We start from the raw sequence: 13,036 nt of genomic DNA, 5'->3' as shown, positions 1-13,036 counted from the left end.
AGTGCAGGTTTTCTTGAAAAAAGGCAGTTTGGATCTGATTTTTCCTTTTCCATTGCATTTCAAACATATGTTGACCAGTTTCATCCGCATCACCGTCCGAATTTTCTTTATTTTCATTTTATCACAGAGATTTGCAGCAATCACCCGGATTAAGGGTGGTTTTTTTTTTGCTCAATAGTCATGCCGCGTTCATTCTGTACTTATATTTAATATATAAATCCACAAGAAAAAGAGTGACTAAAAGGAGGAGGATAAATGGAGCCCCATCAAGTTTCCTTGATCAAACAGCATAAAAAGCTGCCAAAAGCAGAGATTGGAAAGCGGATGGTGCTCATTTGTTCGGGTGCGGTCCTAATGGCTGTCGGTCTTGAGATTTTCCTCGTTCCAAATCGCATCATTGACGGCGGAATTGTGGGAATCTCGATTATTCTGTCTCACCTGACAAATTTGAAGCTGAGTCTTTTTCTTTTTTTCCTCAATGTCCCTTTCCTGTTCATCGGCTATAATCAGATTGGAAAAACATTTGCTCTTTCTACTCTGTTTGGTGTCGTCGTGCTGAGTTTTGCAACTGCTCTATTGCATCCTGTTCCTGTTTTAACCGAAGATTTGCTTCTCGCGTCTGTTTTTGGAGGGATTATTCTCGGTATTGGCGTCGGGCTTGTCATCAGATACGGCGGCTCGCTTGACGGTACGGAAATTCTGGCTATTCTCTTTAACAAGCAGTCTCCTTTTTCTGTAGGGGAACTGATTATGTTTTTCAACCTGTTTATCTTGGGAAGTGCAGGATTTGTATTCGGGTGGGACCGGGCCATGTATTCGCTGATTGCTTATTTTATAGCATATAAAACGATTGATGTCGTCGTTCAGGGGCTTGATGAATCAAAATCTGCCTGGATCATCAGTGAAAATCCGGATGAGGTCGGTCAGGCTATTCTTGCCAGGCTTGGGCGGGGAGTCACTTACTTAAACGGAGAAGGCGCATATACGGGTGAAGGCAAGAAAGTCATTTTCTGCGTGATTACAAGACTTGAAGAAGCTAAGCTGAAACTGATTGTGGAAGAGCTGGATCCTTCTGCATTTCTGGCAGTAGCAAACATAACCGAAGTCAGAGGCGGCAGGTTTAAAAAGAGAAGCATTCACTAGCATGACACAATCCGGAAAAAAACATCATCAAATGATGGAATAAGACATTTCCCGCATAAGCCATTAGTCCTTTTTTTAGGCAATTCGTCAAAATGTACGTCTGAGTGGATTCTAGAAAGCTAAAAGTCGAAACTTTGCAGATAAAGTAGGATGAACTTTCTTATCCACTTACACAGACTTCAAAAATTCGTCAAATAAATAGGGCGAAATCATTATTTACTAAATTTTCAGATTAATTATGATATCAATAAAGGAGGAGATAAAATGGGTAAAGGAAGAATTCGTGTGGAAGAGAGTATTAAAGTGCAGACTGATGAGGAAATGTACGAAGCAACTTTAATTGAGAAAGCGGAAGAAGAAGCTGTAAAGCCGTAAATCCTGCTGCCATGTGAGTCCTTGATACATTTGTCTCTTGAAAAGGCAGATCATCCAGAATATAGTTAGAGCATACCTGAAAATGGAAACGGGGGATGAGCAATGCCGCTCTGGGCCTGGCTTCTTGCCGGATTTCTCGTGCTTGTTCTAATAGGATGGATCAGTGACCTGCGATCTAAGCGAAGACGAAAGCTGAATGTTTATCACTCCGACCCTAAAGCTGAAGCAATGAGAGCTGAACAGCAGATGCATACCTATAACCGGGATACAGATTATTTCGGAATGTAAATAAGAAAAGGAGGCGATCCGGCGGGATCGTCTCCTTTTCCTGTTCGTGCATGCTGCTGTTCAGCTAGTTTAAGAGATGCTTCTTTTTCTTCTTTGGTAAAGCAAAACTGATGCTCCGGCGAGGATGAATAAGCCTCCTGCAGCAAACAGGTTATACATTTCTGTAGCAGTAGAAGGCAAATGGCTGCCTTTAGCTGCATCATCGCTGTCCCCATGTGCACGGTCATGATCAGGTGCCGAATCCTCTTTGTTTGGATCCCGGGGATTTTCAGATCCCTTAGGCTGTCCGTTTTTACCAGGGGAAGCACCAGGGCCGTTATTGCCGCTATCTTCTCCCGGATTACCGCCGCCTGCAGGAGGATTACCTGTATCTCCTTCACCATCAGCAGGGGGATTGCCTGAATCTTCTCCGCCGTCAGCAGGAGGATTACCTGTGTCTCCGCCGCCGTCAGCAGGAGGGTCTTCTTCATCAGGAACCGTTACTTTCTCTCCTTTTGTGAAGGACCAGATGTCGGAAACTGTACTTCCTGTAAACGAATCTTCGGCTGATGCGTACCAGAAATAGGTTTGGCCGGTTTCAAGGCCTGTCCAGATTGTTTCTGCAATCGAGCCGCTTTCTATGTTCTCATCTGAGCCGATTGTCTCATCTGTATAAACATTTACTGCAAAGGAATCGGTGGCAATTCTCTTCTCTACAGGAGCAAGGTCAAGACTGATCTCAAACTCATCCATTTCAGGGAATTCATCCGTATCGTAATAGTTATAGTCATCTAAATAAGGTGAATACGTATTGACAAGGATCCTGTTGTTGTCCTGATCAAAATGAAGGAGCCTCATATATCCCTGCCCGCCTTCAGGGCCTGCCTGATAATCAGCAAGCATTTGAGTAACCGTACGGTCAGGCGTGCCGTCACCGTTATCGTCAATTTGATCAACATACGTTTTCGCGGCATGATAATGGCCGCTCAGTACAGCAAATACGTTTTTATTTGGAACGACGACTTCATTATACAATTTTTCTCCCAATGGGTGGCGTGTGCCGGTTGACAGTAAATACTCATGGAAGCTTAAGATGGCCTTTCGATCAGGGTAGGCGGAAAGAACATCATTCATCCAGGCTATCCCTTCATCTGTTACTCCCCAGCCAAGATAAACCATGATGTAATCATTGCCTCCGGCTGAAATTAAATCGTAGTGACCGCGGTTGTTAAGATAAGATTCGCCGTAATAATCTTTTGATTGAAAGCGGTCCTCTCCAAAATAACGATAGTAATCGGTATAGTCGTTTGATACCTGATCAACATCGTGGTTACCGGCCAGTACACCGTACGGGATGTTTTGATCGTCAAGCACCTTCATTGATGTATCGGCAATTTCCCACTGTTTCTCATCCGTAGAGATATTGACGAGATCTCCGGTGTGGAAAACATACTTAATCTTTAATTCTTCCTGTTTCTGTGCAATCCATTCTGTCTGGCGCTGGTAAATATGCGGGTAGCTTTCCGAATAATACTGCGTGTCGGACATCCAGGCAAATGTGTAATCATACTCTTCCGGACTTTTTGGAATTTCGTCCTGAACAAGAACGTTGATTTTTGAGCCTTTTACAAATTCTCCTGCTTGCACGCTTCCGGTAAGCTCGAAGTCCTCTGTCCCTGCAATTTCAACATCTACAAGGGACCAGTCCTTTTGCTTATGGCTCCAGGCATACATGGAAACTTTTCTGCCTTCTAATGAATTTCCGTCCCACTTGAGCTCAATGCGGTCACTGTCATCCACAGCCGGATCAACGGTTACATCAAACCTGTGATAAGGGAACTGCGTGCTTGAATCTGTCGTGAGATAGGTGCCGTCTTTTTCTGACGTCAGCTGAATATCTTCAGACGTAAATGCCTGTTCACCTGCAGGTGCTTGCTGCTTGGGCGGTTCTGTATCTGCTGCATGTTTGAATGATTTAACACTGCTGTCAGACGGGGTGTATTGATATCCTTTAAAGAAGGAGACGTTCATGCTGTCGTTTGAAGGATCCGTCACCTTTACCTGAAGCTTCGGATCGCCTGCAGGAAGTCCTTTTGCACCGTCTGCCGGTCCAATCAGTTCAATTTTTTCAGGATTTTCGTTTGCCGTTTTAAATGTGATGACTTTTTCAGCGTGATTTCCTGCTTTATCTGCTGCTTTAACTGTTAATTGATGGTCACCGGGCTTCATCTTCCCGGAGGCGGTGCTGTACGGAAGATCAATTTTTGCACCATCAAGCCATGCCTCTGAAGAAGCGATGCCTGCTATTGAATCCTCGATCCCCGCATTGATTTCAAATGAACCCTTATATTCTTTGCCTTCTTCAATAGAAGGAGTGATAACCGGAGCCGTATTGTCCACCTTAACATTTGCTGTCACGGCATGATTTAAATGCTGGACAGATATGACATGGTCTCCGTCAAACGAAGCTTTTGTATCCCATTTATAGGTTTTGCTTGCTGCAAGTTCATCTGCAAGCTGGAAAGAAAAATCTTCAAACGGGTGAGCATCATTCATGGTCATAACTTTCTTTTCATCTGGGAAATTGTCCGGTCTAAGGACAGTGCCGTCGGATAAAACAAGTCTAACGTTCCGGATTGTATAATCATCACGGTTTTCCTCTGATTCAAGATCAAATGGTGACGCTTTATTTCCTGAACGGACTGTGAGAATATTTTCGCCTGTCTGTATTCGCTCGGGATCAACCGGAACGGTATACGTTTTCCAGTCGGTCAACCAATCCTTGTCCATTAAATAAAGGATGTCCTCGCCCATCGTAACAGCGTTCTGGAAATACGTGTTGAGGCCGTTCGCTTCAAATGCGAAATAGGCGGTGCGCTCAATTGAACGGTAGGTTTCCTCTGCCTCTTTGCCGTCAATTTTAATGGAAATCTGATTCGGATTTCCGTCTTTTGCTGTAGCTTTTATGATTTTTTCTCCGCTTAGAATTTGTCCATCTTCAAGATTCAACCGAAGATCGGCATCATCAAAATCACTTGTAATGGCAATTGTCTTTTTGCTGCTGACTGTTTCATTCATTCCGTCTGAGACAGTAAAATAATATTCGACTGATTTTCTTCCAATCAGGTCCGGTGAGTAAATCGTATGGTGATAGAGCATATCATCATAATCTTCCTTCAGAATGACGCTCTGGTAGTCAGATTGCTGATCGGTTTTGTAGAACAGCCGGACCGATGTTAAAGAGTTGTTATCCTTTGCTTCTGCAAGAATATGAATATCTTCTTTTTGATCTATTTCTGTCAGATCAGTAAGGTCTTTTACAGTTGGCGGACTGTTGTCCTCTTTTTGAGTAACCGGTTTTTTTGGAATCTGGTAGGCTTCAACAGAACCCGGCGCTGCAGCCTTCACGCCTGCGCTGACCTTCACCTGAACGGTCGATCCGTCAGAAGGATATTTGTAGAAAATTCCTTTATCTGCTGCGGTATCGTCAATTCCGGTTTGCTCATTATAGTAGGCCACCGAAACTTCTTTGTTTGTGTTGGTTGAAACGACAAGGCCCCTTGTACTTCCGTTTGCCATGCCACCACTGAAAATACGGACAATATCTTTGTTTTCTTCAAGGTCTGTGCCGTAATTCTTATTAAAGTCGGCTACTGTGCTGTTTTTGTTTTGATCATTGATGATCCAGAAAACAAGTGTTTCACCGGAAGGAATCAAAAGATCTTCAGGTACCGAAGGCCAGACAACATCGGTAGATGCCTCCATGCCGTAACGATAATTAATCTTATAGTCTTTAAAATTAACAGTCTGGTTCGTATTATTGTAGATTTCAACAAACTCATACCCGTCACCTGAACCGACATTGGACGAATCAGGAACGACTTCCGTAACAAGGAAATAAGGGAGCTTTTCCGTATCCACTTCAGGAAGATCTACGGCAATCGTTTGTTCTTCTGTAGCAGCAGTGTTGATGCCATCAGAGGCCTCAATGTAATAGATTAAATCTGAATGGACGTCAGTACCTGCTATCACTGCTTTGTACTGTTCAGGTTTTGCTTCATCAGGGTTCATCGGAACAGACAGGAACGTACTGTCATTTTCTGATTTGTAGAACAGTGTTGCAAAAGGGACAGCTTTATCATCTGTAATGTCAGCTTCAATCGCAATCTCTTTAAAGCCTTCTGCTGTCGTTACAGGAGTATGCGTGATTTCAGGCTTAACAGAATCATTATTTTCTTCAGGAGCTTTCGCAGGAGAAGAAGGGACCTGTTCTGCGGATATGGCTCCCGGATCAGGATCAGCAAGAGTTTGAAGCTTGCCCATCTCCGTTCCTGTTTTCGGGTACTGGTACTTAACTGTTTTACCGTTATTATCGGTTTCATTGGCCAAATAAGCTGCGGAGATAACTTCAGCTCCTGTGCGGTCTTTAATCGAGATGGCTCTATTGCCTCCGTTAGCGAAGCCTGGGAATGCATCTTTAAAGAACGCAAGGCTGGATGATTCAAGAGCTGTTCCGAACTGTTTATTGAAATCCCCGGCTGTCAGATTTCCATTATTAAACCAAAGGACCAGCGTTTCCTGCGGATTAACCGTCAGATCCTCAGGAATCTTAAAAGACACTTCGCTGCCTGTATCCGTATACCGGTATGCAAACGAATAATCAGAAAGCGACTGAGTCTTGTCTGTGTTGTTGTAGATTTCGAAATATTCATAGTAGTCAGTTCCAGGTCCTGCTGAATTCGGTGAAATCTCAGTAATCAGGAGGTGCGGGTAACTGTCGAAATCTTCCGGGTTATCAGGTTCTGCCGGGGGGGCTTCCGGCCGGTCAATGGTCACCTTGTAGTTTGCACCGCTGTTGTTCAGCAGCACCCGGTTGTTTGGATCGGTGATTTCAATGTAATAGAAGAAACTCTCGCCGGTCAGCTCTTCTTTTGGAATGGAGGCACTGTACGTATTCCCCTCAGAAGCCATTGGCGCTTTTTTGAAATCACCGTCTGTTTTGTAATAAAGGTTTGCTCTGATGTCGGCAGTGTCATCTGTAATAACTGCAGTGAGAGAAGGAGTGCTGCCTTCAGAAATGGATGTTAATGGCTCGTGAACAGCAGAAGGCTCCTGATTTTCAGGTGTCGGGACAGCTTCCGCCGGTGCCTGTGTGTTCAGAATGATTCCCGGTGTGGGATCTGCTTTTTTTTCAAGCTTCTTCATTTCCGTGCCGGATTCAGGGAATGTGTAATGTACGGACTTGCCGCTGCTGATATCTTCTGCGAGATAGGAAGCTGTTGCGGCATCTCCATTTGGACCCGTTATCGCAAAGCCGCGGTTTCCGCCATTTGCAAAGTTAGGTGTGCCCGTAAATTCAACAACCTGCTCAGTAGTTAATTGGACGCTGTATTTTTGATTAAAGTCTTCAAGGGATTTATCTGCCAGGTTCAGCCAGAGTACGGCTGTCTTCCCTGAACCAAGAGTGTAAGGACTGAAAAGAGCCGGTTTATCCGTGCTGCTTCCGTCCGTATAGCGGAGAGAAATGGTGTAATGATCTAAGATGACAGGCTTATCCGTCGGATTGTATACTTCTATGTATTCAAATTCATCAGCACCGGCGTTGTCGGCCATTATTTCTGTAATAAGCAGGGGAGAGCCGTTCATCGGCACACTGCTCTTATTTTCTGTCTCAATGGCTGCTTCAGGCGGTGTTTTTTGCTCTTTTTCAGAAGCTTCCTGCTCAGGTTTTGGTCCATCGGAAGGCTCCTGTTCAGGTTTTGGTTCATTTGATTCAGCAGGCTCTTGTTCAGCTTCTGCTTTTTTTGATTGAACAGGTTTTTGTTCAGTCGCTGGCTCCGTCTCCTTTACCTGACCCGGAGTTTGAGCTGCGGGCGGTGCCTGCTGAGTGTCTTGCTCAGCCGGCATTTCCGGCTGGCTGTCAGGGGCGACAGGAATTGCTTCAGCTTCTGCAGGCAGAGCCTCTTTTTCCTCTTTTTCAGACTCCGTTTCTTCGGCAGGAACAGCCGTTTCTGCCCCTGATGGAACTGCATTTACCTCAGCAGACACATTTGCCGGAGGAAAAGCGGCAAGCAGATTTGAGACAAGCATCATAAGGATTAAGGGATAAATAAAACAGGAACGTCTTTTTTGGCGTGACATGAAAATCTCCTTTTTTACAATTTTTTTACACAAATTCAATTCTAGCTGGAAGATGTAGGGGTTTCGTGAATTTTATGTAAAAATAATGTAAATTAAGGGGGTTTTTGCTCAATTCTGTCATTTTTTGTTGAGGGAGGGGAGCAATACGGCTCAAAAAGAGGTTTCATAACAAAAAAAAGAGGGTACGGTAGTACCGTACTCTCTGGGGGACTATAGCTGTGACGCCAGAACAACAGCGCCTTCAGGAGCCTTATTTCCTGCTTTAGGTTCAATCGTTACGGCTATCGTATCCCAGTTGAATCCGCCTTCCAGATTCATTTCGTACATGACGGCACCATGTCCGGATGAATCTGGAACGAATGAACCTGCCGCAACCGGCTTGTCATTTTCAATCAGCCATACTTGATAGACTTCGCCTTCATCGAGCTGCTTCAGCTGCTCGGCCTGAAGGAAGACCATTTCTTTGGAATCTTTTTTCATCAATGCTGCCATTGCCGTCGTTTCGCTCAGCTGATCATCAACCGGTGCAAGTGCAACCTGTTTTTGCAGATCATCGATACTTATGGCTTTTTCTTCCGGAGACTCATTTTCCATCTGAGTGAAAAAATAAGCATTTCCGAGCAATGATGCAAACAGCAGAGCTGCGACAGACGGGAGGACAAATCGATTTGGCCGTTTTTCAGACTTGATTTGAACCGGGAAGTTTACCATCTTGTTCCGGTCATTTTTATTTTCATCAACAGCAGCAGAATCAGATTCAAACACATTTCCGAGAATCCTCTGTTTCATTTCCTGTGGAGGCTGCACCGGCACAGAGAGATAAGGGAGGTCTTCGGTCAGAGAGGTCAATTCCTGAAGTTCTTCTCTGCAATCAGGACATGACTCCAAATGAGCTTCAAACTCGGCTTTTTCTTCCGGTGGTAAACTTTCACTAAAATAATCGTACAGCTTCTCACACATTTGGCTACTCATCCATAACCCTCCCTTCATTTTCAAGCATGCTCCTCAGGTGTTTCAGCGCAAGCCTGATTCGTCCTTTAACAGTTCCAAGCGGAATCTGGTACACATCCGAGATCTTCTGCTGGGTAAATCCTTTAAAATAGAAAAGTTCTATCATCTGCTGCTGGTCCTTTTTCAGTCTGGATACAGCTTCTCTTAAAATCTCGCCTTTTTCCATCCATTCAACTTCATGTTCTACTGACTGTTCCGGAGTGGAAACAGCGTCCTTTTCTAATATTTCGACGGTGTCGGCCTTTTTATGTTTGCGAATCAGGTCTATTGCCTGATTTCTTGTGACAGTCAAAAGCCAGGAAGTGAATTTTCCTTTTGTGCTGTCATAAACACGGTTTCCGTGCCACAGCTTCATAAAGACATCCTGAAGGACTTCTTCAGCGAGAGTATGATCATGAGTAATGCGGAAAGCAAAAGAGTAAAGCAGCTTTTCATAGCGGTCGTACATAGCTTCAAGAGCATCTTTGTCTTTCCTCAGAATCCTTTCGTACAACTTAGCGTCGTCGTTTACTGTCATCTCCTAATCTCCTCTAATTTAATCAGACATTCATCTAAATTAAAGAATATCATTTTTTGTCGCAAATTGGAAAGCGGGAGATGGTTTTTCCTGCTGTAAAGCTAACGGAAAAAAATTGAATTTGTATCACTGATTTCTCAAAAAAAAAAACGCCGCTAAGGCGCTTTTCTTCATAAGTGATTTACAAATCATCAAACCCGTTGTCAATCGAATTGACTTTCGTATACTGTCTTGATTTTTGCTCGAAAAAATCGGATTTCCCAAGGTCAACTTCCTCATAGGCCTTGATCCATTTCAGCGGGTTTGTCCGGTTTGCTTCAAACGGACGCTCAAAGCCCAGCTGATTGCATCTTACGTTTGCATAAAACTTAATATAATCTTCCACATCCTGCATATGGATGCCGTCTATTTTGTTTCCGATAATGGTGCGTCCCCACTCGATTTCAAGGGAGGCTGCTTCTTTAAAGGTTTCCTGAACGAATGCTGCCAGCTCAGCTGTATCATATTCCGGATATTCGCGGAGAATTTCCTTGAAGATTTTCACGAACAGATCCACATGAATTTGCTCATCCCGATTAATATAGTTAATCATCGTGGATGTGGCGACCATTTTTTGATTGCGTGCGAGGTTATAGAAATACGCGAATCCTGAGTAGAAAAAGAGTCCTTCAAGAATAACGTCATATACAATGGATTTCAGCAGATTCAGCACATTCGCTTCTTCCGCAAAAGCCTGATAGCCGCTTGTTACAAATTCATTTCTCTTCCGCAGCGTAGGTTCGCTGCGCCAGTATTCGAAAACTTCATCCTGAACATGCTTTGGAACAATGCTAGACAAAACATATGAGTAGGAATGATTGTGGATGACTTCCTGCTGTGCGAGCATAATCATCAGGGCGTTTATGCTTGAGTCTGTTATATACTCAGCTACTTTTCCTGCGTAGTCCGTCTGGATGCTGTCAAGAAGAGCCAGAAGGCCGATGATCTTCAAAAATGCCTCCTGTTCGTCACCGGAAAGCTCTGGAAACTGTTTAATGTCCCCTGACATATTGATCTCAAACGGCGTCCAGAAATTAGAGAGCATTTTTTTATATTTTGCATAGGCCCAGGGATAAGATACGTCGTCCCAGTTTAAAACGTTTGAGCTCCTCCCGTTAATGATGGAAGTTGAACGATTCGGCGCAGAAGCGTCCATGATCGGACGCGCGTTCAATGAGTGTGTCATATGCCATCTCTCCTTTATCAGCTTGCGCAGGATTCGCAGTCTTCTATTTCGCTTGATGTTGACCGGACATAGTAAGTGGTTTTAAGACCCGCTTTCCATGCGGTCAGATGCAGGTCCAGCAGCTCTTTTGCTTTAATGGTGTTGCGGACGTAAAAGTTAAATGAGACAGACTGATCAATGTGCTTTTGTCTGGCTGCGTTCTGTTTAATGCTCCACATCTGGTCAATCAAATAGGCTGATTTATAAAACCAGGTGGTTTCTGCATTTAAGTCAGGTGCAGTAACGGGAATTTTGTAGTCCTTTTTCTCTTCGGAGTACATTTTTTGAAAAATCGGATCGATGCTTGCCGTGCTTCCCGCAAGAATGGATGTTGAAGCATTCGGGGCAACGGCCATTAAATAGCCGTTTCGAATGCCGTTTTCTTTGATCTTTTCTGAAAGCTCATCCCATGGCATAGAGTCAGGTGTATAGTTTCTGTTCTTAAAGTAGTCGCCAGTATGCCAGTCTGAGCCTTCAAAGACAGGATAGGCGCCTTTTTCCTCTGCAAGCCTCATGCTTGCCTGAATGGTGTAAAAGGCTATTTTTTCATAGAGTTCATCTGCAAACTGAACGGCTTCTTCGTCTTCCCAGCGCAGGCGCTTGAGCGCAAGAAGGTGGTGCCATCCAAAGGTTCCGAGGCCGACTGCGCGGTACTTTTTGTTTGTGAGCTTGGCCTGAAGTACGGGAATATCATTTAAATCAATGACATTATCGAGCATTCTGACCTGGATTGTGATCAGCCGCTCCAGCACATCATCTGTCACAGCCCGGGCAAGGTTGATGGAAGAGAGGTTGCACACAACAAAATCTCCCGGTGTTTTAACGGTAATGATTTTGCCGTCCTCTGTGTACTGTTCATCCATGGTTGTCGGGCTTTGGTTTTGAGTGATTTCTGTACAGAGATTGCTGCAGTAAACCATTCCTTTATGCGCATTGGGGTTTTTCCGGTTCACTTCATCCCGGTAAAACATAAAGGGGGTTCCTGACTCAAGCTGGCTTTTCATAATGCCCTTCATAATGTCAATCGCAGGAACAGTTGTTTTTGAGAGCTCCGGATGATTGGCGCATTCCCAATATTTTTCGCGGAACGAACCTGAGCCAACTCTCTCATCATAGTAATCTTCCAGCGAGTAACCCATGACTTTCCGTACTTCATGAGGGTCGAACAAATGCCACTCCCCGCGGTTTTCAGCCTGTTCCATGAAAAGGTCCGGGAGGCATACGCCGGTGAAGAGGTCATGCGTTCGTAAACGCTCATCACCATTGTTCAGCTTGGAATCAAGGAATGAATAGATATCCTTGTGCCAGACGTCAAGGTAAACGGCAATCGCGCCTTTTCTTTGCCCGAGCTGATCAACGCTTACCGCCGTATTGTTCAGCTGCTTCATCCACGGGATGACACCGGATGACACTCCTTTAAAGCCTTTAATATCACTCCCGCGGCTGCGGATCTTCCCGAGATAAACTCCAATGCCGCCGCCAGATTTTGAGAGATTGGCAATGTCTGTATTGCTGTCAAAGATGCCCTGCAGGCTGTCATCAACTGTATCAATAAAACAGCTGGACAGCTGTCCGACAGGCTTTCCTGCGTTTGACAAAGTTGGAGTCGCAACGGTCATATACAAATTGCTGAGTGCCCAGTAGGCTTCTTTTACAAGCTGAAGGCGGTGTTCCGTTTCTTCCTTTGCCATCAGCGTCATGGCGATGACGAGGTACCGCTCCTGGGGAAGCTCATAAACCGACTTGTCATAATCTCTCGCAAGATACCGGTCAGAGAGCGTCCGCAGCCCGATATATGTAAAAAGCTTGTCTTTGTCATGGTCGATGACTTGCGAAAGCTGCTCAATTTCTTCTTCGGAATAAGAATCAAGAAGATGTCTGCTGTAGATGCCTTTTGCCGTAAGGGTTTTGATCAGTGACAGGAAGGTGCCGCCCCCTGATTTCCTGTTGAATGCAGCTTCTTTATAAAGCTTTTTAAGATAAATCCGGGCACAGAAATAGGTCCATTCCGGCTGCAGCTCACTGATATTTGAGAGGCCTTCGAGAATAAGCAGGTTGGTCACCTGAGAGGCAGAACAGACAGTGCGGCCTTCCATGCTTTGAACAGCTCTTTCGGTGTATGTATGGAGGTCAAGCTCTTTAAAATCTTTTCCGGTTTCAGAAATAAAGTCAGTCAGCCGCTCCTGTGAGAACGGGGCTTTTTCGTTTGTCAGCTCATTTACGATTAAGGTGGTCATTTTGGTTGCCATAAGACATCCTCCTCATTTATAGTTCAGATTTTCCGCGTAATATAACGGTCAATGATCTTTCAGAAAAAA

8 protein-coding genes are annotated in these 13,036 nt (G+C 44.5%); 3 read left to right on the top strand and 5 right to left on the bottom strand.

Annotation, left to right across the window (positions count from 1 at the left end; translation table 11 throughout):
• Window positions 1-255 precede the first annotated feature (255 nt).
• From RKD52_RS17675 to RKD52_RS17665, 3 genes are all read left to right on the top strand, one after another.
• Window positions 256-1,143 carry a YitT family protein gene (locus RKD52_RS17675; RefSeq protein ID WP_454100739.1) on the top strand — a complete coding sequence of 296 codons (888 nt, stop codon included), beginning with the start codon at window positions 256-258 and terminating at the stop codon, window positions 1,141-1,143.
• Window positions 1,144-1,407: 264 nt separating this feature from the next.
• Entirely contained in the window at window positions 1,408-1,518 is a 111-nt protein-coding gene (locus tag RKD52_RS17670) for a YhdX family protein (protein ID WP_087946378.1), read from the top strand.
• Between the two features lie 102 nt (window positions 1,519-1,620).
• Window positions 1,621-1,806, top strand: a complete 186-nt coding sequence (locus tag RKD52_RS17665) for a hypothetical protein (RefSeq protein ID WP_029567283.1) — start codon at window positions 1,621-1,623, stop codon at window positions 1,804-1,806.
• 69 nt (window positions 1,807-1,875) lie between these two features.
• Here the strand turns inward: RKD52_RS17665 and RKD52_RS17660 are convergent, their stop codons facing one another.
• From RKD52_RS17660 to RKD52_RS17640, 5 genes are all read right to left on the bottom strand, one after another.
• Window positions 1,876-7,926, bottom strand: coding sequence for a lamin tail domain-containing protein (locus tag RKD52_RS17660; protein ID WP_454100738.1), 6,051 nt, complete (start codon window positions 7,924-7,926; stop codon window positions 1,876-1,878).
• 210 nt (window positions 7,927-8,136) lie between these two features.
• A complete protein-coding gene (locus RKD52_RS17655) occupies window positions 8,137-8,898 on the bottom strand; it encodes an anti-sigma factor (RefSeq protein ID WP_454100737.1) in 762 nt (253 codons plus the stop codon).
• Complete coding sequence (locus RKD52_RS17650; protein ID WP_454100736.1) at window positions 8,891-9,454, bottom strand: RNA polymerase sigma factor; 564 nt, start codon at window positions 9,452-9,454, stop codon at window positions 8,891-8,893. Before RKD52_RS17650 ends, RKD52_RS17655 begins: the two co-directional genes overlap by 8 nt.
• Window positions 9,455-9,635: 181 nt before the next feature.
• On the bottom strand, window positions 9,636-10,679 hold the full coding sequence (locus RKD52_RS17645) for a ribonucleotide-diphosphate reductase subunit beta (RefSeq protein ID WP_454100735.1): 1,044 nt from the start codon (window positions 10,677-10,679) through the stop codon (window positions 9,636-9,638).
• 17 nt (window positions 10,680-10,696) lie between these two features.
• Entirely contained in the window at window positions 10,697-12,967 is a 2,271-nt protein-coding gene (locus RKD52_RS17640; RefSeq protein ID WP_454100734.1) for a ribonucleoside-diphosphate reductase subunit alpha, read from the bottom strand.
• Window positions 12,968-13,036: the final 69 nt, after the last annotated feature.

The organism is Metabacillus sp. SLBN-84 (assembly GCF_053629595.1).
The sequence above is the reverse complement of the archived record's forward strand: the minus strand, read 5'-3'. Positions and strand labels throughout refer to the sequence as shown.

Bases quoted from the DNA above. Each gene is read 5' to 3' on its own strand.
- RKD52_RS17675 (WP_454100739.1), top strand. From the start codon at position 256: ATGGAGCCCCATCAAGTTTCCTTGATCAAACAGCATAAAAAGCTGCCA.
- RKD52_RS17670 (WP_087946378.1), top strand. From the start codon at position 1,408: ATGGGTAAAGGAAGAATTCGTGTGGAAGAGAGTATTAAAGTGCAGACT.
- RKD52_RS17665 (WP_029567283.1), top strand. From the start codon at position 1,621: ATGCCGCTCTGGGCCTGGCTTCTTGCCGGATTTCTCGTGCTTGTTCTA.
- RKD52_RS17660 (WP_454100738.1), bottom strand. From the start codon at position 7,926: ATGTCACGCCAAAAAAGACGTTCCTGTTTTATTTATCCCTTAATCCTT.
- RKD52_RS17655 (WP_454100737.1), bottom strand. From the start codon at position 8,898: ATGAGTAGCCAAATGTGTGAGAAGCTGTACGATTATTTTAGTGAAAGT.
- RKD52_RS17650 (WP_454100736.1), bottom strand. From the start codon at position 9,454: ATGACAGTAAACGACGACGCTAAGTTGTACGAAAGGATTCTGAGGAAA.
- RKD52_RS17645 (WP_454100735.1), bottom strand. From the start codon at position 10,679: ATGACACACTCATTGAACGCGCGTCCGATCATGGACGCTTCTGCGCCG.
- RKD52_RS17640 (WP_454100734.1), bottom strand. From the start codon at position 12,967: ATGGCAACCAAAATGACCACCTTAATCGTAAATGAGCTGACAAACGAA.